The 21775-nt window shown below is 73.6% G+C and carries 15 protein-coding genes; 14 read left to right on the top strand and 1 reads right to left on the bottom strand.

Translation table 11 applies throughout. From position 1 onward, the window contains the following. Nucleotides 1–62 precede the first annotated feature (62 nt). On the top strand, nt 63–3146 hold the full coding sequence (locus ABT041_RS11900) for a glycoside hydrolase family 84 protein (RefSeq protein ID WP_351182863.1): 3084 nt from the start codon (nt 63–65) through the stop codon (nt 3144–3146). 52 nt (nt 3147–3198) lie between these two features. Here ABT041_RS11900 and ABT041_RS11895 read toward each other — a convergent pair whose 3' ends face one another. Next, nucleotides 3199–3762, bottom strand: coding sequence for an HNH endonuclease (locus ABT041_RS11895; RefSeq protein WP_351182861.1), 564 nt, complete (start codon nt 3760–3762; stop codon nt 3199–3201). A 256-nt stretch (nt 3763–4018) separates the two neighbouring features. Between ABT041_RS11895 and ABT041_RS11890 the strand changes: the two genes are divergently transcribed. The 13 genes from ABT041_RS11890 (at nt 4019) to ABT041_RS11830 (ending at nt 21734) form a co-directional block, all read left to right on the top strand. After that, nucleotides 4019–5080, top strand: a complete 1062-nt coding sequence (locus ABT041_RS11890; protein WP_502976448.1) for a mechanosensitive ion channel family protein — start codon at nt 4019–4021, stop codon at nt 5078–5080. Nucleotides 5081–5264: 184 nt separating this feature from the next. Next, on the top strand, nt 5265–6479 hold the full coding sequence (locus ABT041_RS11885; protein ID WP_351182859.1) for an ROK family transcriptional regulator: 1215 nt from the start codon (nt 5265–5267) through the stop codon (nt 6477–6479). A gap of 50 nt (nt 6480–6529) precedes the next feature. Continuing rightward, entirely contained in the window at nt 6530–7876 is a 1347-nt protein-coding gene (locus ABT041_RS11880) for an ABC transporter substrate-binding protein (RefSeq protein ID WP_351182857.1), read from the top strand. 16 nt (nt 7877–7892) lie between these two features. Then, a complete protein-coding gene (locus ABT041_RS11875) occupies nt 7893–8891 on the top strand; it encodes a carbohydrate ABC transporter permease (RefSeq protein WP_351182855.1) in 999 nt (332 codons plus the stop codon). Nucleotides 8892–8894: 3 nt separating this feature from the next. Next, nucleotides 8895–9779, top strand: coding sequence for a carbohydrate ABC transporter permease (locus ABT041_RS11870; protein ID WP_351182853.1), 885 nt, complete (start codon nt 8895–8897; stop codon nt 9777–9779). 3 nt (nt 9780–9782) lie between these two features. Then, entirely contained in the window at nt 9783–11048 is a 1266-nt protein-coding gene (locus ABT041_RS11865) for a 6-phospho-beta-glucosidase (RefSeq protein WP_351182851.1), read from the top strand. Beyond that, nucleotides 11045–12034, top strand: a complete 990-nt coding sequence (locus ABT041_RS11860; protein ID WP_351182849.1) for an N-acetylglucosamine kinase — start codon at nt 11045–11047, stop codon at nt 12032–12034. The genes ABT041_RS11865 and ABT041_RS11860 overlap by 4 nt, the downstream gene beginning before the upstream one ends. Nucleotides 12035–12336: 302 nt before the next feature. After that, complete coding sequence (locus ABT041_RS11855) at nt 12337–13761, top strand: GlnX family signal transduction membrane protein (RefSeq protein ID WP_502976447.1); 1425 nt, start codon at nt 12337–12339, stop codon at nt 13759–13761. Between the two features lie 11 nt (nt 13762–13772). Continuing rightward, complete coding sequence (locus tag ABT041_RS11850; protein WP_351182847.1) at nt 13773–14927, top strand: glutamate ABC transporter substrate-binding protein; 1155 nt, start codon at nt 13773–13775, stop codon at nt 14925–14927. A 55-nt stretch (nt 14928–14982) separates the two neighbouring features. Continuing rightward, nucleotides 14983–16287, top strand: coding sequence for a coiled-coil domain-containing protein (locus ABT041_RS11845; protein ID WP_351182845.1), 1305 nt, complete (start codon nt 14983–14985; stop codon nt 16285–16287). A 59-nt stretch (nt 16288–16346) separates the two neighbouring features. Further along, entirely contained in the window at nt 16347–18890 is a 2544-nt protein-coding gene (locus ABT041_RS11840; protein ID WP_351183260.1) for a serine/threonine-protein kinase, read from the top strand. Then, entirely contained in the window at nt 18887–20353 is a 1467-nt protein-coding gene (locus ABT041_RS11835) for a PP2C family protein-serine/threonine phosphatase (RefSeq protein ID WP_502976446.1), read from the top strand. Before ABT041_RS11840 ends, ABT041_RS11835 begins: the two co-directional genes overlap by 4 nt. Before the next feature lie 55 nt (nt 20354–20408). Beyond that, on the top strand, nt 20409–21734 hold the full coding sequence (locus ABT041_RS11830; RefSeq protein WP_351182841.1) for a vWA domain-containing protein: 1326 nt from the start codon (nt 20409–20411) through the stop codon (nt 21732–21734). The last annotated feature ends 41 nt before the right edge of the window (nt 21735–21775 follow it).

The following is a 21775-nucleotide window of genomic DNA, read 5'->3' as shown; positions in this document are numbered from 1 at the left end:
GCTCGTGACCCACTCGTGACCAACCGGCAGATCGGCTCAGGGCCTGCCGAAGGGAGACCCGCGTGCACCTCGGGCGCAGGAAGCGCACCGCGACGGCCGTCGCCGCCGCCGTCATCGGAGGTCTCCTCGGCGGCGCGGTGCCGGGCTCGGCACAGGCGACGCCGGCGGCTCCCACGACCCCGAGGACCTTCGCGCCGACGCTTCCCGCGGGACCGCCCGCCCCGTCCCCCACCGCCCCCGCCGCGCCGTCGGCGAACACCTCGAACCCCTCCCCCGCGCGCGTGCCCGCCGTCTGGCCGCGTCCCCAGTCCCTGGCCGCCGCCGGGTCCGCCGTACGCCTCGGGGACGAGGTGACGCTGCTCGCGGACGCGGACGCCGATCCGTACGCCCTCGCCGCCCTGCGCGAGCTGCTGCGGGCCGCCGGGGTGCGGACCGTGCACAGCGGCCTGCCGGGCCGGGGCCCCGTCCTGCGGGTCGCCGGGCCCTCCGGCGAGGGCGCGGAGGAGGCACTGGCCGCCCTGCGGGTGCCCGAGCGCCTCGATCTGCCGCGCGGCGGCTACCGGCTCGCGACGGGCCGCTTCCAGGGGCGGGACACCGTCGTCCTGGACGGGGTCGGCGAGGACGGCCTGTTCCACGCGGTCCAGACGCTGCGTCAGCTCGTCGGCACCGGCCGGGAGGTCCCCGGCGTCGTCGTCCGCGACTGGCCCGGCACCGTCGAGCGCGGCATCACCGAGGGCTTCTACGGCCGTCCCTGGACCCTGGAGCAGCGGCTCTCCCAGCTGGACTTCCTGGGCCGGACCAAACAGAACCGCTATCTGTACGCGCCCGGGGACGACCCGTACCGCCAGGCGCAGTGGCGGGAGCCCTACCCGGCCGCGCAGCAGGAGGAGTTCCGGGCGCTCGCCGAGCGGGCCCGCCGCAACCACGTGACGCTCGGCTGGGCGGTGGCGCCCGCCCAGTCCATGTGCCTGGCCTCGGCCGGCGACGTGACGGCCCTGACGCGGAAGCTGGACGCGATGTGGGAGCTGGGGGTGCGCTCCTTCCAGCTCCAGTTCCAGGACTCGTCCTACGACGAGTGGCACTGCGACAAGGACGCCGACGCCTTCGGGCGCGGACCGGAGGCGGCGGCCACCGCCCACGCGCGCGTGGCGAACGCCGTCGCCGCGCGGCTGGCCGAGCGGCATCCGGACGCCGAGCCGCTGACGGTGATGCCGACGGAGTACTACCAGGACGGCGCGACCGCGTACCGCACGAAGCTCGCCGCGGAGCTCGACACGGACGTGCGGGTGGCGTGGACGGGCGTCGGCGTCGTGCCGCGCACCATCACCGGCGGCGAACTGGCGGGCGTGCGCGAGGCGCTGGGCGACCACCCGCTGGTCACCATGGACAACTACCCGGTCAACGACTACGCGCAGGACCGGCTGTTCCTCGGGCCCGCCACCGGGCGGGAGCCGGCCGTGGCCGCCGGTTCCGCCGCGTTCCTCGCGCACGCCATGGAGCAGGCCGCGGCCTCCCGCGTCCCGCTCTTCACGACCGCCGACTACGCCTGGAACCCCCGCGGCTACCGGCCCGAGGAGTCCTGGCAGGCGGCCGTGGACGACCTCGCGGGCCCGGACCCTGCCGCCCGCGAGGCACTGCGCGCGCTCGCCGGGAACGGCTCCTCGTCGATCCTCGCCCCGGCGGGCGAATCGGCCTATCTGAAGCCGCTCCTGACGGCCTTCTGGGCCTCCCGCACGAGCACCGGCCCGGGCGGCGCCGCCGCCAGGGAGAAGGCGGCGCAGGAGCTGCGGGCCGCGTTCACCGTGATGCGCCGGGCCCCCGAGCGGCTCACGGCCGCCGCCGACGGCACCCTCGACGACGAGACGGGCCCCTGGCTGGAGCAGCTCTCCCGGTACGGGCGGGCGGGCGAGACGGCCGTCGACATGCTGCTCGCCCAGACGCGCGGCGACGGCGCGGCGGCCTGGCGGGCGCAGCTGGACCTGGAGCGGCAGCGGAAGACCCTGGAGGCGAGCCGGGTGACGGTCGGCCCGGGCGTCCTCGACCCGTTCCTCACGCGCGCGGTGAAGGAGTCGGCGGCCTGGACGGGTGCCGACCGGACCCCCGCGGCACGGGCGGACCGCGCCCCCGGCTCGTACACCGTGCGGCTCGACCGGGCGCGGCCCGTGGAGGCCCTCACGGTCATGACCGAGCCGGGTGAGGCCGGTGGCGAGGGGGACGCGCGCGTGGAGGCGTACGTCCCCGGCGAGGGCTGGCGGCCGCTCGGCCCGCTGTCGGCGTCCGGGTGGACGCAGACCGAGCTGAAGGGGCTGAGGGCGGACGCGCTGCGGGTCGTGTGGAGCGGCGACGGTCCGGCGCCCGAGGTGCGCTCGCTCGTGCCGTGGTTCGCGGACGGGCCGCGCGCCGGTCTCGAACTCGCACGGACCGAGACGGACGCGGAGATCGGCGGCCCGGCGCAGCGGGTGGACGTGGAGTTGACGGGGCGGCGCGCGGCCGAGGTGCGCGGGGAGCTGACGGCGAAGGCCCCGAAGGGCATCGCGGTGCGGCTGCCGAAGCAGGCCGTGGTGGAGCGCGGGGCCCGCACCAGCGTGCCCCTCGAGGTCTCGGTGGCGGCGGGCGTGCCGGCCGGTTCGTACCGGGTGCCGGTGTCCTTCGCGGGCGAGGAGCGGGTCCTGACGGTGCGGGCGTTCCCCCGGACGGCGGGCCCGGACCTGGCGCGGACGGCTACGGCCTCCTCCTCGGGCGACGAGACCCCGGACTTCCCGGCCGCCTCGGCGGTGGACGGCGATCCGGCGACCCGCTGGTCGTCGCCGGCGGAGGACGGCGCCTGGTTGCAGGTGGAGCTGCCCGAGCCGGCCCGGATAGGGCAGGTGGTGCTGCACTGGCAGGACGCGTACGCCTCCCGCTACCGGGTGCAGGTCTCCGCCGACGGGCGGATCTGGCGGACGGCGGCGACGGTCGCGGACGGCAGGGGCGGCCGGGAGTCGGTCCGGATGGACGCGGCGGACACCCGTTTCCTGCGGGTCCAGGGGGAGACGCGGGCGACCCGCTTCGGCTACTCGCTCTGGTCGCTGGAGACCTATGCGGTGGCCGCCCCGGCACGGACGGAGCCGGAGGCGGGCACGCCGGAGGAGCGGCCCACCCCCTGAGGGATGAACCGCTCTCCGTACCGGAAGCCCCCGCGTACGCGAAAGGCCCGGCTCAACCCGTCGTCAGCGCCCTCACGGGGGTGTCTGCGACGGAGTCGATCCGGGCCATGACGTCCTGGGCGCCGTACGGCTCCAGGTAGGGCAGCCAGCGGGGGTCCCGGTGTCCGGTCCCGATGATCCGCCAGGCCAGGCCGGTCGGCGGGGCGGGTTGGTGCCGCAGCCGCCAGCCCAGCTCGCGCAGGTGCCGGTCTGCCTTGACGTGGTTGCAGCGGCGGCAGGCCGCCACCACGTTCTCCCAGGCGTGGGTGCCCCCGCGGCTGCGCGGGATGACGTGGTCGACGCTGGTCGCGACGGCCCCGCAGTACGCGCAGCGCCCGCCGTCGCGCGCGAAGAGCGCTCTGCGGGTCAAGGGAACGGGCCCCCGGTAGGGGACCCGCACGAAGCGCTTCAGTCGCACCACACTGGGGGCGGGGAGGACTTGGGTCTCGCTGTGCAGGAAGGCGCCGGACTCCTCGAGACAGAGAGCCTTGTTCTCCAGTACGAGGACGAGTGCGCGGCGGAGCGGTACGACGCCGAGCGGCTCGTACGACGCGTTGAGGACCAGGACATGCGGCACGGATGCCTCCTATGACGCCGGCGGCGCGTGGCTCGCGCCGGGACGAACTGCTCTCAGTCTCTCCTTATGCCTGGTCGCGGCGCCACCACGTATCGGGATCGGGGTGACGGCCCCGGGGTGTTCTCGACCACATCGGCATCTCTCCCCGGTATGTGCCCAGGTGAGCTCCGTCTCTCCCTCGAACAGCGCAACGGGAGCACATCCGACGCCCCGTTAGTGTGGATGGCCTGCGTACGCGATGCCTGGAGGTTGTCCCGTGTCCTGGTCCGCCCTTGCGGCTGCCACCGAACCCGAACCGATGCCGGTGACTCTGGACGAGGCCGCGGAGAAGGCGACGAACGCCGCGAGCTGGGTCGAGGAGAACTGGTCCACCTGGCTGAACACGGGTCTGCGCATCCTGCTGATCCTGGTCGTGGCGCTGGTGCTGCGCTGGGCCGTCCGCCGGGCGCTGACCAAGCTGATCGACCGGATGAACCGCTCCGCCCAGGCGGTGGAGGGGACCGCCCTCGGGGGTCTGCTGGTCAACGCCGAGCGGCGGCGGCAGCGCTCCGAGGCCATCGGCTCGGTGCTCCGCTCCGTGACGTCCTTCCTGATCCTGGGCACGGCCGGGCTGATGATCCTGGGCGCCTTCAAGATCGACCTGGCGCCGCTGCTCGCCTCGGCCGGTGTGGCCGGTGTGGCGATCGGTTTCGGCGCGCGGAACCTGGTGACGGACTTCCTGTCCGGGGTCTTCATGATCCTGGAGGACCAGTACGGCGTCGGTGACTCGGTCGACGCGGGCGTGGCCTCCGGCGAGGTCGTCGAGGTGGGTCTGCGGGTGACCAAGCTGCGCGGGGTGGACGGCGAGATCTGGTACGTGCGCAACGGCGAGATCAAGCGGATAGGGAACCTCAGCCAGGGCTGGGCGACGGCCGGTGTGGACGTCACCGTCCGGCCGACGGAGGACCTGGAGAAGGTGCGGGCCGTGATCGCCGAGGCGGGCGACGCCATGGCGAAGGAGGAGCCCTGGAACGAGCGCCTCTGGGGCCCGGTCGAGGTGCTCGGCCTGAGCGAGGTGCTCCTCGACTCGATGACGGTCCGGGTCTCGGTGAAGACGATGCCGGGCAAGAAGCTGGGCGTGGAGCGCGAGCTGCGCTGGCGCATCAAGCGGGGTCTGGACGAGGCCGGCATCCGGATCGTGGGCGGGATTCCCCCGCAGGCCGAGGAGGCGTCGCCCGACCCGACGGCCGGCATGGCGGCCCCCTCCGCGTTCGCCTCGACGACCTCGCCGCAGTCGGCGGCGGCCACCCCCCTGCCGAGGCCCGACCTCTCGAAGTAGGCGCGCCGTTCCTCCTCACGCCCCCGCGGGTAACGCTTTGGTTGCCTTCGGGGGCGTGTCGTGTTCCCGGGTATTGACGCCCTCGTGACGGCCGCCTTACCTTCCTCCCAACCCAATAGGAAACTTTCCTAACAGTGCCTCTCACGGGTACTGCAGCCACCGAACCAGGGCAGGTGCGAGTTCCATGGCCGGTACGACTCCGGGAACCCCCGGTACCCCGCGTGTCCTGCGGGCCATGAACGACCGCGCCGCCCTGGACCTCCTCCTGGAGCACGGCCCGCTCTCGCGGACCCGGATCGGCAAGCTCACCGGACTGTCCAAGCCGACCGCCTCCCAGCTGCTGGCCCGGCTCGAAGCGGCCGGGCTCGTCGTCGCCACCGGCACCACCGAGGGCCTGCCCGGGCCCAACGCCCAGCTGTACGCGGTCAACGCCCGGGCCGCCTACGCCGCCGGGCTCGACGTCGACCAGCACCGCATCCACGCCGCCGTCGCCGACATCACCGGCGAGATCATCGGCGAGTTCGAGCTCCGCACCCCCGGCCGCTCCGCCTCCGGCGTCGTCCGCCAGGTCACCGACGCCCTCGACGGGGCGGTCGAGGCGGCCGGGGTCACCCGCGAGGACGTACGGCGCCTGGTCATCGGCACCCCCGGTGCCTTCGACCCGGCCACCGGACGCCTGCGGTACGCCTCCCACCTGCCGGGCTGGCACTCCCCCACCCTCCTGGAGGAGCTGGCCGCCGCCCTCCCGATGCCGTTCGAGTACGAGAACGACGTCAACCTCGTCGCCGTCGCCGAACAGCGCCTGGGCGCCGCCCGGGGCCACTCCGACTTCGCCGTGCTGTGGAACGAGGGGGGCCTCGGCGCCGCCCTCGTCCTCGGCGGGCGGCTGCACCGCGGCTTCACCGGCGGCGCCGGCGAGCTCGGCTTCCTGCCCGTGCCCGGCACCCCGCTCGTGCGGCAGGTCACCAAGGCCAACTCCGGCGGCTTCCAGGAGCTCGCGGGCATCCAGGCCGTGCCGCGACTCGCCCGCGAGGCCGGCATCGAGACCCCCGACCACCCGTACGTCCCGGTGGTCGCCGGACTCCTCGCGCACGCCGCCGAGGCGCACGCCGAGGACCCCCGGTACGCAGAGCTGCTCGACCGGTACGCCGAGCGCCTCGCCGTCGGACTCGCCTCCCTCGTGACCGTCCTCGACCCCGAACTGATCGTGCTCTCCGGAGACGCCCTCGTCACCGGCGGCGAACCCCTCCGCGCGCGCGTGCAGTCCGAACTCGCCGACCTCGCCCCCTCCCGGCCACGGCTCGTCCTCTCCGCCGTGCGCCGCAGCCCCGTCCTGCGCGGGGCCCTCGAAAGCGCCCTCTCCACCACGCGCGACGAGGTCTTCGACACCTCGCGCTGACCGTCCCCGCCCCTCGCCGAACCCCTCGACCCGCCCAGGGAGACCCCGTCATGCCCGTACGTCCCCGCAGAGCCGCCGCCGCGCTCGCCGCCACCGCCTCCATAGCCCTGTTCGCCTCCGCCTGTACGGGCTCCGCGAACAACACGGCCACCGACGACCCCAAGGCCGAGACCACCATCACCTTCTGGCACGGCTGGTCGGCGCCCTCCGAGGTCAAGGCGATCGAGGACAACGTCGCCCGCTTCGAGAAGGCCCACCCGAACATCAAGGTGAAGGTCGTCGGCAACATCAACGACGACAAGCTGGGCCAGGCACTGCGCGCGGGCGGGTCGAACGGCCCCGACGTCGTCTCCTCGTTCACCACGTCCAACGTCGGCAAGTTCTGCGCCTCGGGCGCCCTCGCGGACCTCAAGCCCTTCATCGAGAAGGACAAGCTGGACCTGGACAAGACCTTCCCGAAGGTCCTCCAGGACTACACCCAGTTCGAGGGCAAGCGCTGCTCCCTGCCGCTGCTCTCCGACGCGTACGGGCTCTACTACAACAAGGACGCGTTCAGGAAGGCCGGCCTCGACCCCGAGGCGCCGCCGAAGACCTGGTCCCAGTTCACCGAGGCCGCCAAGAAGCTGACGAAGGCCAAGGGCGACTCGTACGAGCAGGTCGGCTTCATGCCGAACTACCTCGGCTACGAGACCGTCGTCTCCCACTACATGTCGCAGTGGAAGCACGGCGGTTACTTCGACGCGGACGGCAAGTCGACGGTCGCGAAGGACCCGGCGTTCGCCGAGATGATGACGTACCAGAAGTCCCTGGTGGACGCCCTGGGCGGCTTCGAGAAGCTCGACAAGTACCGCACCGCGTTCGGCGACGAGTGGGGCGCCAAGCACCCCTTCCAGACCGGTCAGGTCGCCATGCAGCTGGACGGCGAGTGGCGGCTGAACTTCATCAAGGACGCCAAGGTCGGCTTCGAGGTCGGCGTCGCCCCGCTGCCCGTCGCCGACGACGAGATCGGCGAGTACGGCAAGGGCTACCTCTCCGGCACGATCATGGGCATCGCCCCGCAGAGCAAGAAGCAGAACGCGGCCTGGGAGCTGGTCAAGTACATGACCACGGACACCGCGGCGGTGGTGGACTTCGCCAACGCCATCGGCAACGTCCCCTCCACCTTCGAGGCCCTGGAGTCCCCGGACCTGAAGTTCGACGACCGCTTCAAGACCTTCCTGGACATCGCCCGGCACCCCGCCTCCACCACCTCGGACGGCGCGGTCAACGGCTCCGCCTACCAGGACACCCTCCAGAAGTTCGCCCAGCAGTACGAGAAGGGCCAGGTCACGGACCTGAAGAAGGGCCTCGCGGACACCGCGGCCCAGATCGACCGCGACATCGCAGCGGCGAAGTGACGGCCGGAACCCACCCATGAGCACGGACACCCTGCCCGCGAAGGAGGCGGCCGCCCCGGCCGCCTCCTCTCCCGGAGGACGCAACACGCTGCGGCACAAGCGCCGGCGCAACGCGCTGCGCACCCTGGCGTTCATGTCGCCCTGGCTGATCGGCTTCGGCGTCTTCTTCGCCTACCCGCTGGTCTCCACCCTGTACTTCTCCTTCATGCGCTACGACGGCCTCAACCCGCCGGCCTGGCGGGGCCTGGACAACTGGTCGTACGTCTTCTCGGAGTTCCCGCAGTTCTGGCCGGCCCTGCAGAACACCCTCTGGCTGGCCGTCGTGATGGTCTCCTGCCGGGTGCTCTTCGGCCTCGGCATCGGCCTGCTCATCACCAGGATCAAGACGGGCGCGGGCCTCTTCCGCACCCTCTTCTACCTGCCGTACCTGGCCCCGCCGGTCGCGGCCACGCTCGCCTTCGTCTTCCTGCTCAACCCCGGCACCGGGCCCGTCAACTCGCTCCTGGAGGCGGTCGGGATCCCCGGCCCCTCCTGGTTCAACGACGCGGACTGGTCCAAGCCGGCCCTCACGGTCCTCGCCGTCTGGAGCGTCGGCGACCTCATGGTCATCTTCATGGCCGCCCTGCTCGACGTACCGAAGGAGCAGTACGAGGCCGCCGAACTCGACGGCGCGTCCCCGTGGCAGCGCTTCCGCTACATCACCCTGCCGAACATCTCGCCGATCGTGCTCTTCGCGGTCGTCACCGGGATCATCGGCGCGATGCAGTACTACACGCAGCCGATCGTGGCCTCCAAGGTCGCGTCGGGCGTGATGGGCGGCTCCGGCGTGACCTTCGTCCCCGGCTACCCGGACGACTCCACGCTCACCCTGCCGCAGCTCGTCTACAGCCTCGGCTTCAGCCAGTTCAACTACGGCGCCGCCTGCGTCGTGGCGCTGGTGCTCTTCGCACTCTCCATGGCCTTCACCGCCCTGCTCATGCGCAGGCGCGGCGGCCTGATCGGCTCGGGTGACTGAACCATGACGACCGCAACCGCCCCCGGCCCGACCGTGGCGAGCCCCGCCGCCCGGCGGGCCCGCCGCAAGGCGCTGCTGCACTGGATCGCCGTGCACGCGCTCGGCGTCGCCGCCGCCCTGTTCTTCGTCCTCCCCTTCGTCTTCGTCCTCCTGACCTCGCTGATGAGCGACGAGCAGGCGCTCACCCGGGACCTGACGCCGAACTCCTGGCACTGGGACAACTACCTCAGGGTCCTGCAGACGGACGGCTTCCTCACCTGGTGGAAGAACTCCCTGCTGTACGCGGGGCTCGGCACCGTCCTCGTCGTGGTGTCCTCGATCCCCGTGGCGTACGCGCTCGCGAAGTTCCGCTTCCGCGGCCGGCACCTGTCGCTGCTGCTCGTCATCTCGATGATGATGCTGCCGCCGCAGGTCGTGATCATCCCGATGTACCTGTTCTGGGCCAAGCAGATGGACCTCTCCGGCACGCTGTGGCCGCTGATCATCCCGATGGCCTTCGGCGACGCCTTCGCCGTCTTCCTGCTGCGCCAGTTCCTGCTGACCATCCCGAACGAGTACGTCGAGGCCGCGCGGATCGACGGCTGCGGCGAATTCCGCACCCTGATACGGGTCGTGCTCCCGATGGCGAAGCCCGGCATCGCCGCCGTGGCCCTCTTCCAGTTCTTCTACTGCTGGAACGACTACTTCGGGCCGCAGATCTACGCCTCCGAGAACCCGGCCGCCTGGACGCTCAGTTACGGCCTGGAGTCCTTCAAGGGCGCGCACCACACCGACTGGAATCTGACCATGGCCGCGACCGTGCTGGTCATGGCCCCCGTGATCCTCGTGTTCTTCTTCGCGCAGAAGGCGTTCGTCGAGGGAGTCACCCTGACCGGAGTGAAGGGCTGAGTCATGAAGCTCACTGTCGTGGGGGGCGGGTCCACCTACACCCCCGAACTGATCGACGGATTCGCGCGGCTGCGCGACACCCTGCCCATCACCGAACTCGTCCTCGTCGACCCGGCCGCCGAGCGCCTGGAGCTCGTCGGCGGGCTGGCCCGGCGCATCTTCGCCAAGCAGGACCACGACGGGAAGGTCGTCACCACCACCGACCTCGACGCCGGGGTCGAGGGCGCCGACGCCGTCCTGCTCCAGCTGCGGGTCGGCGGGCAGGCCGCCCGCGAGCAGGACGAGACCTGGCCGCTGGAGTGCGGCTGCGTCGGCCAGGAGACCACCGGCGCCGGCGGCCTCGCCAAGGCGCTGCGCACGGTCCCGGTCGTCCTGGACATCGCCGAGCGCGTCCGGCGCACCAACCCGGACGCCTGGATCATCGACTTCACCAACCCCGTCGGCATCGTCACGCGCGCGCTGCTCCAGGCCGGGCACAAGGCCGTCGGCCTGTGCAACGTCGCCATCGGCTTCCAGCGGAAGTTCGCGAAGCTCCTCGACGTCACCCCGTCCGAGGTCCACCTCGACCACGTCGGCCTCAACCACCTGACCTGGGAGCGGGCGGTACGGATCGGGGGCCCCGAGGGCGAGGACGTGCTGCCCCGGCTGCTCGCCGGGCACGGCGACGCGATCGCCGGGGACCTGCGCCTGCCGCGCCCGGTCCTGGACCGGCTCGGGGTCGTCCCCTCGTACTACCTGCGGTACTTCTACGCGCACGACGAGGTGGTGCGGGAGCTCGGCACGAAGCCCTCGCGGGCCGCGGAGGTCGCGGCGATGGAGCGGGAGCTCCTGGAGATGTACGGGGACCCGGCGCTCGACGAGAAGCCGGACCTGCTCGCCAAGCGCGGCGGCGCCTTCTACTCGGAGGCGGCCGTGGACCTGGCGGCCTCGCTGCTGGGCGGTGGCGGCTCGCCGTACCAGGTGGTGAACACGTACAACAACGGCACGCTGCCGTTCCTGCCGGACGACGCCGTCATCGAGACGCAGGCGGCGGTCGGCGCGCACGGCGCCACGCCGCTGCCGGTCGCCCCGGTGGACCCGCTGTACGCCGGGCTGATCGCGAACGTCACGGCCTACGAGGACCTGGCCCTGGAGGCGGCGCTGCGCGGGGGCCGCGACCGGGTGTTCAAGGCGCTGCTCGCCCACCCGCTGGTCGGGCAGTACGCGTACGCCGACGGGCTCACCGACCGGCTGATCGCGCACAACCGGGAGCACCTCGCGTGGGCATGAACGGGGGATTGAACGGGGTGCTCCTCGCGATCGACGCGGGGAACAGCAAGACCGACGTCGCGGTGCTCTCCCAGGGCGGGAACGTCCTGGGGTCGGCGCGCGGCGGCGGGTTCCAGCCGCCGGTGGTGGGGGTGGAGACGGCGGTCGACGGACTCATGGAGATCGTCGGGAGGGCGTGGGAGGAGGCCGGCGGTGCCGGGCTCTCCCCCGGGTTCGCCCATGTCGCGGCCTGTCTCGCCAACGCCGACCTGCCCGTGGAGGAGCTGAATCTCGAAAAGGCTTTGTACGCGCGGAACCTGAGCCGCTCCGTCCGGGTGCACAACGACACCTTCGCCATCCTGCGGGCCGGGGTCGACGAGCCGCGGGGCGTGGCCGTGGTGTGCGGGGCGGGGATCAACTGCGTCGGGATGACCCCGGACGGGCGGACCGCGCGCTTCCCGGCGATCGGGAAGATCTCCGGGGACTGGGGCGGGGGCGGCGGACTCGCCGACGAGGCGCTGTGGTGCGCGGCGCGCGCGGAGGACGGGCGGGGCCTGCCCACCGCCCTCGCCCACGCACTGCCCGCGCACTTCGGTCTGGACTCGATGTCCGCGCTGATCGAGGCCCTGCACCTGGGCCGGATCCCGATGGGGCGGCGGCTCGAACTGACGCCGGTGCTGTTCCGTGTCGCCTCCCAGGGCGATCCGATGGCGGAGTCGCTCGTGGACCGGCTCGCCGACGAGGTCGTCGCCATGGCGGCGGTCGCCCTCCGGCGGCTCGGGCTCGACCGCGAGGAGGCCCCGGTGCTGCTGGGCGGCAGCGTGCTCGCCGCCCGCCACCCGCGGCTGGAGGCACGGATCCGCGAACTCCTGGCGGCGCGGGCGCCGAAGGCGGTGATCGGCTTCGTGACCGCGCCGCCGGTCCTCGGGGCGGGGCTGCTCGCCCTGGACGCGGTGGCGGCGGGTGCGGAGGCCGCGGCCCGGCTGCGGGAGCGGTACGAGGGCTGAGGGCCCGGGATCCGGTATGCGGGGCGTCCCGTCGCGTGCGACGGGACGCCCCGCACGCATGTTCACCTGTTCGAGCGATGGCCGATTCGGAACCGATTCCGGCCGGGGGACGTATTCAGAGTGAGGGGTTCGCCCGCTGATGCGTGGGAGGCATGCGGCACCATAGGCGACAAGATCCAGTCAATCCCGGTGTGCGGACGGCCCCCTGAGGCCATACTGCTGGCCGGGTGGTCCTCCACCGGAACCGGTCCCACCGGGACCCGGCCGGACGGGCCGACGTCAGCGACCGAGGGGGAGGTCAAGTGACACACCCGCCGAACGCGCCCGCCGCCTCGGCGGCGCGGGCCACGGCTCAGGCGCCCGCGCGCCCGGGCACCGTGCCCGCGCAGCCGTCGCCCGTGCCCGCAGGCCCGCCCGCGGGGCGCGGCGCCTGGGCCGTGGGCCGGGAGCGGCTGCGCGAGGCCGCGACGACCGAGCCCGGCCGGCTCCAGATCCTCGGGGCCGTACTGGCGCTGCTCGTCGTCGCGTTCGGGGCCGTCACCGCCCTCGAGGTCACCGACCGGTCCTCCGCCGCCGACGACGTCGTCAGCCGCAGCCAGCCGCTGAGCGCCGACGCGGCCGCCATCTACCGCTCCCTCGCGGACGCCGACACCACCGCCGCCAGCGGATTCCTGGCGGGCACCCTGGAGCCGGCGGAGTCCCGCGCGCGGTACACCCGGGACATCACCACCGCGTCCCGGCTGCTCGTCAAGGCCGCGGCGAACACGGACGGCTCGTCCGCGTCGGCCCGCGAGATAGCCACCCTCAACGAACAGCTCCCGCGCTACACCGGTCTGATCGAGCGCGCCCGGGCCGCCAACCGGCAGGGCCTGCCGCTCGGCGGGGCCTATCTGCGGTACGCCAACCAGCAGATGTCCAGCGCGCTGCTGCCGGCCGCCGAGCGGCTGTACGCCGCGGAGACGGCGCGCCTGCACCGGGACGACGACTCGGCCCGCGCCTGGCCGTTCCTGTCGCTCGCGATCGGCCTGCTCGCGCTCGGGGTCCTCCTGTGGGCCCAGCGCCGCAACTACGTGCGGACCAACCGGGTCTTCAACCACGGGCTGCTCGCCGCCAGCGCCGCCACCGTGGCCGTCCTGCTCTGGCTGCTCGCCGCGCACACCGTGACGCGGACCGAGCTGAACAGCGCGCGGGCGCACGGGCAGGAGTCCCTCCAGGTCCTCAACACCGCCCGGATCAGCTCGCTCACGGCCCGCGCCAACGAGAACCTGACGCTGGTCGCCCGGGGCGCCGTCCTCACCGAGGACGGGAAGAACGACAAGTACGAGGCGGACTACACGGCGAGCATGAGCGCCCTGACGACGGCGCTCGCCGAGGCGCGGGAGCTCGCCGACGACGACGCGGGGCGCGGCCCGGTCGACGACTCGGCCGCGCGCGCGGCCGACTGGCGGGAGCGCCACAAGGACGCCCGCGCGAAGGACGAGGCCGGCGACTACGAGGGCGCCCTCGTCCGCGTCGTCGGGTCGAAGGACTCCACCGGGCAGTCCTTCGACCAGGTCGACGCGGCCCTGGAGCGGGCCCTCGCGCACGAGCAGACCGAGTTCACCCGCTCCGCCGGGGACGCCAGGGACGCGCTGACGGCGCTGCCCCTCGGCGCGGCGGCCCTCGGGATCCTGGGTGCGGCGGGCGCCGTGCTCGGCATCAACCGCAGACTGTCGGAGTACCGGTGAGAGGGGGCGGGATGCCGAACGGCACGGACCCGCTGGCGCGGCGGAACCCGCTCACGCGGCGGACGACGAACGGCACGGACCCGCTGACGACGCGGGCGACGGCCGGCGGCGTGGACCCGAGGACGCGGCGGGCCGCGGCCGGCGGGCCCGGATCACGCGCGCGGCGGGCCGCCGGGCGGCTGCGGGGCTGGGGCGGGGTCGCGGCGATGGCCGTGGCCTGCGGGCTGACCGCCTCGCTCACCCTGCTGCCCCTCGCCCACGACGGGAGCGACGCGGCGGCCGCGCCCCGGACGACGGGCCCCGGCGTGGGCACCGGCGTCCAGGTCAAGGCCGACACCTGCGAGCACCCCGAGGCCTCCCTCACGCCCTCCTCGGCGGACGGCCCTTCGATCCGGGCGATCAAGGAGCGCGGCAAGCTGATCGTCGGCGTCGACCAGTCCAGCTACCGCTGGGGCTACCGGAACCCGGAGAAGGGCGTCCTGGAGGGCTTCGACATCGACCTGGCCCGGGCCATCGCCAAGGACGTCCTCGGCGACCCGCAGGCGATCATCTTCCGGACGATCCCCACCAACCAGCGGATCGCCGCGCTGAACAGCGGCAAGGTCGACCTCGTCGTGCGCACCATGACGATCAACTGCAAGCGCATCGGCCAGGTCGCCTTCTCCACCGCCTACTTCCAGGCCGGACAGCAGGTCCTGGCGCCCAAGCTCGACAAGGGCATCACCGGCTACGACTCCTCGCTGCGCGGCAAGCGGGTCTGCACCGCCGAGGGCTCCACGGCCTACGACGCCCTGGAGGAGAACTCCTTCGGCGCCGTCTTCAAGGACGAGGCCGACGGCACCAAGGACGACAAGGACCTGCTGACCGTCCCCAACCAGCTGGACTGCCTGGCCAGGCTCCAGATGGGCGAGGTCGACGCCGTCGTCACCGACAACGCCCTCGCGGCCGGCCAGGCCGCGCAGGACCCGGCGGTCGAGCTCAAGGGCAAGCCGTTCACGAAGGAGTACTACGGGGTGGCGGCCAAGCTCGGCAACGACGACCTGGTGCGCCGGGTCAACCAGGTCCTGGTGGGCTACCGGCAGGGCCCCTGGCAGCAGGCGTACCAGGAGTGGCTGGCGAAGGACCTGCCCGGGATATCGGGGCCGCCCGCCCCGCTGTACAAGTAGCCCGGTGCGCGCCCCCGAAGGACCAACCCTGTACACGAAGCGGAAGAGGTGACCGATGGGCGTCACGGGACCCCCCGGGCCGGTGATGGACCGGGACGAGGTGGACCGTGCGCTGGCGCGGCTCGGCGCCGAGCACAAGGCGATCGAGGACTCGCTCCTCGCGCTCCAGGACCACGCGGGCCGCAGGCTGCTCGAAGGGGCCGAGCTGACCGGCACGACCCGGGAGCGGTGGGCGGCGGCCGAGCGGACCATCACCCTGCTCTGGACCTGCTTCGACGTGTACACCGGCGCCCTGCGGGAGGCCCGTGAGCTGCGCGCGCGGCGGCGCTGGCCCGGCCGTGAGGAGCTCGTGGAGCTGACCGGCCGGCTGCGCGGCGACACGGTGCTGGTGCCGGGCGGGGCCGCCGAGGGCGCGCTGCTCACCGAGCGGTTCAGCCTGGAGGGGCTCGTCCGGCGGATGAACGAGCTGTACGCCTCCTCGCTCGACCTGGTCGTCACCGCCGACGCGGTCTGGTCGGCGCTGCCGGCCCGGATAGACCTGCTCGCCGCCGAGCTGGGCCGGACGCGTTCGCTGGCGCACTCGGTCGGCGTGCGGCCCGGGGAGCACCCGGCGGGCGACGAGCTGGAGGCGATCACGGCCGAGCTGACCGCGCTGCGCTCCCAGGTGGTGACCGATCCGCTGGCGTTCTGGCGGCCGGCGGCGGGGAGTTCGGCACCGGGCGGCGGCCGTCCCGACACCGAGCGGTACGACCGGGCGGCCCTGGCCCTGGAGGACATCCGGCGGGAGATCGAGGCGGTCCTCGCGGTCCGGCAGGACTCCGAGGACCGGCTGCTGCGACTGCGGGACGTGCTCTCGCGGGCGGACCGGACCCTCGCCGAGGCGCGGTCGGCGCGCGGTGAGGTCCTCGCGAAGATCGCCGCCTCCGAGGTGCCGGCGGTCAGCGGGCCGCCGATCGTGCTGCAGGAGCGGCTCGCGGCGGCCGCCGAGTACCGCAGGCACGCCCAGTGGCACCGGCTCTCCCCGCTCCTGGAGTCCCTGGAGCGGGAGGCGGAGGACGAACTGCTGCGGGCCCGCGAGTCCTTGACTGCGGTCACCGCGCCGCTCGCGGTCCGGGCGGAGCTGCGCGGCCGGCTCGACGCGTACAAGGCGAAGGTGGCGCGGCTCGGCGGCGCGGAGGATCCGCTGCTGGTCGAGCGGTACGACGCGGCGCGCCGGATGCTGTGGAGCGCGCCCTGCGATCTGCGGGTCGCGGAGCAGGCGGTGCTGCGCTATCAGCAGGCGGTGGCGGACGTCCTGTCCGGTCCGCGGGACACGAGGGACGCGAGATACACGGGAGACACGGAAGGACGACAGTGGTGAACGGGGAGACGGGCGTGGGGAGCTGTCAGCGTCCTTCGTGCGAGGGCTCGTACGAGGACATGGGAGGCGGCGAGCTGTACTGCGACACCTGCGGGCTCGCGCCGGTCGTCGCGCCCGGGGGCCTGATCGGGTCGACGCCGACCGGGATGGCCGTGCCGGGGAAGGGGACGGGCGTCGGGGGCCGCGACTCCGCCTCCTCGCGGAGCAGCACCTCTTCCCGCACCTCGTCCCGGTCCTCCACCTCGCGCCGGTCGGTCTCCGGGCGGCTGTCGCGTTCGCTCTCCGGTGGCTCGACGGGCCGTTCGGTGTCGGTGCGCAGCTCGGGCTCGTCGACCGGGCAGTCCGCCCGGAACCGGCTGGGCGCGGGTCTGGTGACGATCCCCGAGGTGCCGCGCCCGGACCCGCGGGCGGCGGTGATGGAGAACGCCGAGGTCCCGGAGCGGAAGCGTTTCTGCTCGCGTTCGGACTGCGGGGCCCCGGTGGGCCGCGCGCGCGGCGACCGGCCGGGCCGTACGGAGGGCTTCTGCACCAAGTGCGGGCACCCGTACTCCTTCGTGCCGAAGCTGCGCGCCGGGGACATCGTCCACGGCCAGTACGAGGTCGCGGGCTGTCTCGCGCACGGCGGGCTCGGCTGGATCTACCTCGCCGTCGACCGGGCGGTCTCCGACCGGTGGGTGGTCCTCAAGGGCCTCCTCGACACCGGCGACCAGGACGCCATGGCCGCCGCGATCTCCGAGCGGCGCTTCCTCGCCGAGATCGAGCACTCCAACATCGTCCGCATCTACAACTTCGTCGAGCACCTCGACCCGCGCACCGGCTCCATGGACGGCTACATCGTCATGGAGTACGTCGGCGGCAAGTCGCTCAAGGAGATCGCCAACGACCGGCGCACCCCCGACGGCCGGCGCGATCCGCTGCCCGTCGAGCAGGCCTGCGCGTACGGCATCGAGGCCCTGGAGGCGCTCGGCCACCTCCACAGCCGCAACCTGCTGTACTGCGACTTCAAGGTCGACAACGCCATCCAGACCGAGGACCAGCTGAAGCTCATCGACATGGGCGCGGTCCGGCGGATGGACGACGACGAGTCCGCGATCTACGGCACGGTCGGCTACCAGGCGCCGGAGGTGGCCGAGGTCGGCCCCTCGGTGGCCAGCGACCTGTACACGGTGGCGCGCACGCTCGCCGTGATGACCTTCGACTTCCAGGGCTACACGAACGTCTTCGTGGACTCGCTGCCCGACCCGGAGCACATCGAGGTCTTCCGGACGTACGAGTCGTACTACCGCTTCCTCGTCCGCGCCACCGACCCGGACCCGGCCCGCCGGTTCGCCTCCGCCCAGGAGATGGCGGAGCAGCTGACGGGCGTGCTGCGGGAGGTCGTGGCGCTCCAGTCGGGCCGGCCGCGACCGGCGCTGTCGACGCTGTTCGGCACGGAGGTGCGGGTCACGGACACCGCGCTGTTCGCCGAACTGACGGAGGACGTCTCCCTGTTGGGGGCCCGCCGGGGCCGCAAGCAGCGAGGAGCGCCGGCAGCGGGCGCACTGCCGGCGGGTGCGGTGCCGGGGCAGGTCCCGGCCGGGACGGTGCCGCAGCAGGTGCTGCCCGCCGGGGTGCCCGCGCCGTCCGGGCCGGCCGTCGGGGCGTCCGTGCTCCCCGGCGCCGGGCTCGCGGAGCTGCTCGCGCCGCTCGACGCGCCCGCCACCGCGCTCGCGCTGCCCGTGCCGCGCGTCGACACGGGCGACCCGAACGCCGGTTTCCTCGCCGGTCTCGCGGCCGCCGCCCCCGCCGAGCTCCTCGGGGCGCTCCAGGGCGCGCCCGCGCCCTCCGCCGAACTGCGCCTGCGCACCCTGCGGGCCCAGCTGGAGCTGGGCGACCTGCCCGCCGCCGCGCGGACCCTCGCCGGTCTGGAGGAGCGGGACCCGGACGACTGGCGGGTCGTCTGGTACCGGGGCGTCGCCTCCCTGGTGACCGGCGACCACGAGCACGCGGCCCTCTCCTTCGACGCGGTGTACGACGCCTTCCCCGGCGAGCCCGCGCCCAAGCTGGCCCTCGGGATCTGCGCCGAGGTCCTCGGCCAGCTGGACAACGCCGCCGAGTACTACCGCCTGGTGTGGGCGACGGACCCCAGCTTCGTCAGCGCCGCCTTCGGGCTCGCCAGGGTGCGGCTCGCGGCGGGCGACCGCACCGGAGCCGTACAGGCCCTGGAGTCCGTACCGGAGGCGTCGATCCACTACACGGCGGCGCGGGTCGCGGCCGTGCGGGCCCGGCTGCGGCGGCGCCCGGCGCACGAGCCGCTCGGCGCCGATCTGACGGCGGCCGCGGCGCAGGTCTCCGCGCTCCAGGGCTTCGGTCTGGACGCGGTGCGCCGCGAGCGCCTGTCGACGGAGGTCCTCGGCACGGCCCTCGACTGGGTACTCTCCGGGAGTCCCGGTGCGGCACCGGGCGGCGGCACGCTGCTGCTCGGCAGTGAACTGGACGAGCGCGGACTGCGCTTCGGCCTCGAACGCTCGTACCGGGTGCTGGCCCGGCTCGCCCAGCAGGGCGAGGAGAGGATCGAACTGGTGGAGCGGGCCAACCGCTTCCGCCCCCGGACGTGGGTGTGAAGATGTCCCAGAAGCCGAAGCCGTCGCACGGACTCGCCGCCTGCCCGGGCTGCGCGGAGCCGCTGGACTCGGGTGACCGGTTCTGCGGGGCGTGCGGCTACGACCTGTCGGCCGCGCCGGCCGCCGAGGCCGAACCGGACCGCCCGACCGTGGCGATCGTCACCCCCGTGACCTGGCCGGACGCCCCTCCCCGCGAGCCCGGTTCGCTCTCGACCATGACCCAGCACCCGGGTGACCTGCCGGGCACCGACTCCGGCGGCCACGACCTGCCGACGATGGAGGTCCGCACGGACGGGCCCGTGACGGGCACTCCCGTGACGGGCTCTCCCGCGCCCGGTACCGCCGCGCCCGGTGGAGCTCCGGCACCCTCGGGGACCCCGGCGCCCGCGCCCCAGCCCGTCTCCCCCTCCCTCGGATCCCCCACGCCCGACGGAGACTTCGAGCTGGCCGCGCCCGACCCCCGTGCCGCCGTACGAGCGGACCCGGCCCCGGCGGTCGCCGCCGCCGCGACTCCGGCCGCCGCGCCCGCCGCTCCCGCCGCCGCCCTCTGCGTGGCCTGCCGCGCCGGGCGGGTGGACACCGACGGGTACTGCGAGAACTGCGGGCACGCCCAGCCGCGCGAGCGCGACCACATGGAGCGGGAGCTGGCCGGCGTCGCCGCCGTCAGCGACCGAGGGCTGCGCCACCACCGCAACGAGGACGCCTTCGCCGTCTCGGCGACCACCCTGCCCGACGGCTCCCCCGCCACCCTCGCGATCGTCTGCGACGGCGTCTCCTCCGCGACCCGCCCCGACGAGGCCTCCGCCGCCGCCGCGGAGGCGGCCGGCGCCTCGCTGCTCGCCGCGCTCCCCCGGGGCACGCACCCGCAGCAGGCGATGCACGAGGCGATCGTGGCCGCTGCCGAGGCCGTCAACTCCCTTGCGGAGGAGCCCGGTCAGGGCGGCTCGGAGCACGATCCGCACCGCCACCGCAACGCCCCGGCCTGCACGATCGTCGGCTCGGTCGTCGCGGCGGGTCTGCTCGTCGTGGGCTGGGTCGGCGACAGCCGCGCCTACTGGGTGCCGGACGACCGCAGCGCCCCGCCCGCCCGGCTCACCGAGGACGACTCGTGGGCCGCGCAGATGGTCGCGGCGGGCCTGATGAGCGAGGCCGAGGCGTACGCGGACGAGCGCGCCCACGCGATCACCGGCTGGCTCGGCGCCGACTCGTACGAACTCGACCCGCACACGGCCGCGTTCAAACCGGACCGTTCCGGCGTGGTGGTGGTCTGCACGGACGGCCTGTGGAACTACGCGGAGGCCGCCGAGGACATGGCCCGGGTCGTCCCGGCCGACGCCGCGGACCGCCCGCTGCACAGCGCCCAGGTCCTCGTCGGCCACGCCCTGGACGGCGGAGGCCACGACAACATCACGGTCGCCCTCGTCCCGTTCACCGTCGGACCACAAGGGGCAGGGTCCGCCTGAGAGCGGTCGCCGATCCCCGTCCCCTTCACCGCTGTTGCCCGAGGAGCCGAAACACATGGCGAACTTCTCCAAGCCGACCGCGCCCCAGTTCTCGGTGGACGTCTACCAGAACGAGTTCCTGCCGGAGGGCGGCAGGGACGTCAGCGCGATCGTCACCGTCACCTCGACCGGCGGCGGCACCGGCGGCGGGTTCACGGGCGGAGACCCGGCCGCGACCGGTGTCGTGATCATGCTCGACTGCTCCGGTTCGATGGACTACCCCGCCACCAAGATGCGCGGCGCGCGCGAGGCGACCGCCGCCGCCGTCGACACCCTGCGCGACGGCACCCGCTTCGCCGTCGTCGCCGGGACGCACGTGGCGAAGGAGGTCTACCCGGCGAACGGCGGCCTCGCCGTCGCCGACGCCCGGACCCGCGCCGAGGCCAAGGAGGCGCTGCGCCGGCTCTCCGCGAGCGGCGGAACGGCGATCGGCACCTGGCTGCGGCTCGCGGACCGGCTCCTCTCCTCCGCCGACCTCACCATCCGGCACGGCATCCTGCTCACCGACGGCCGCAACGAGCACGAGTCGCCGGCGGAGCTGCGGGACGCGCTCGACGCCTGCGCGGGCCGGTTCACCTGCGACGCGCGCGGGGTCGGCACCGACTGGGAGGTCAAGGAGGTCACCGGGATCGCCTCGGCGCTCCTCGGCACCGCCGACATCGTCGCCGACCCGGCCGGACTCGCCGCCGACTTCACGGCGATGATGGAGCACGCGATGGGCAAGGGCGTCGCGGACGTCGCCCTGCGGCTGTGGACCCCGGTCGGGGTCGAGATCATGTTCGTGAAGCAGGTGGCGCCGGCCGTCGAGGACCTGACCGGGCGGCGCACCGAAGCCGGGCCGCGCGCCGGGGACTACCCGACGGGCTCCTGGGGCGACGAGTCCCGCGACTACCACGTGAGCGTGCGCGTCCCGCGCGCGGCGGTCGGCCAGGAGATGCTCGCCGCCCGCGTCTCCCTGCTCGCCCCCGACCCGGCCGGCGGCGATCCGCGCCCGCTGTCTCAAGGACTGGTACGGGCGGTGTGGACGGACGACCTCGCGATGTCGACCTCGATCAACCCGCAGGTCGCGCACTACACGGGCCAGGCAGAGCTCGCCGACGCCATCCAGCAGGGCCTGGATGCCCGCAAATCGGGCGATCGCGACGGCGCGACGGCCAAACTGGGCCGTGCCGTGCAGCTCGCGGCGGCCTCCGGCAACGCGGATACGGCGAAACTGCTTTCGAAGGTGGTCGACGTGGTCGACGCGGCGACCGGTACTGTGCGTTTGAAGGCGAAGGTCGCGGAAGCGGACGAGATGACACTCGAGACCCGCTCCACCAAGACCGTTCGCGTCAAGAAGTAGCCCGGCCACCGGGCCGGAAGACGAGAGGGGGAAGCACCGAC

The sequence above is a fragment of the Streptomyces sp. NPDC002825 genome (genome assembly GCF_040295385.1).
Classification (GTDB): domain Bacteria; phylum Actinomycetota; class Actinomycetes; order Streptomycetales; family Streptomycetaceae; genus Streptomyces.
Note: the sequence above shows the minus strand (reverse complement) of the source record. Positions and strands in the feature narration are given on the sequence as shown.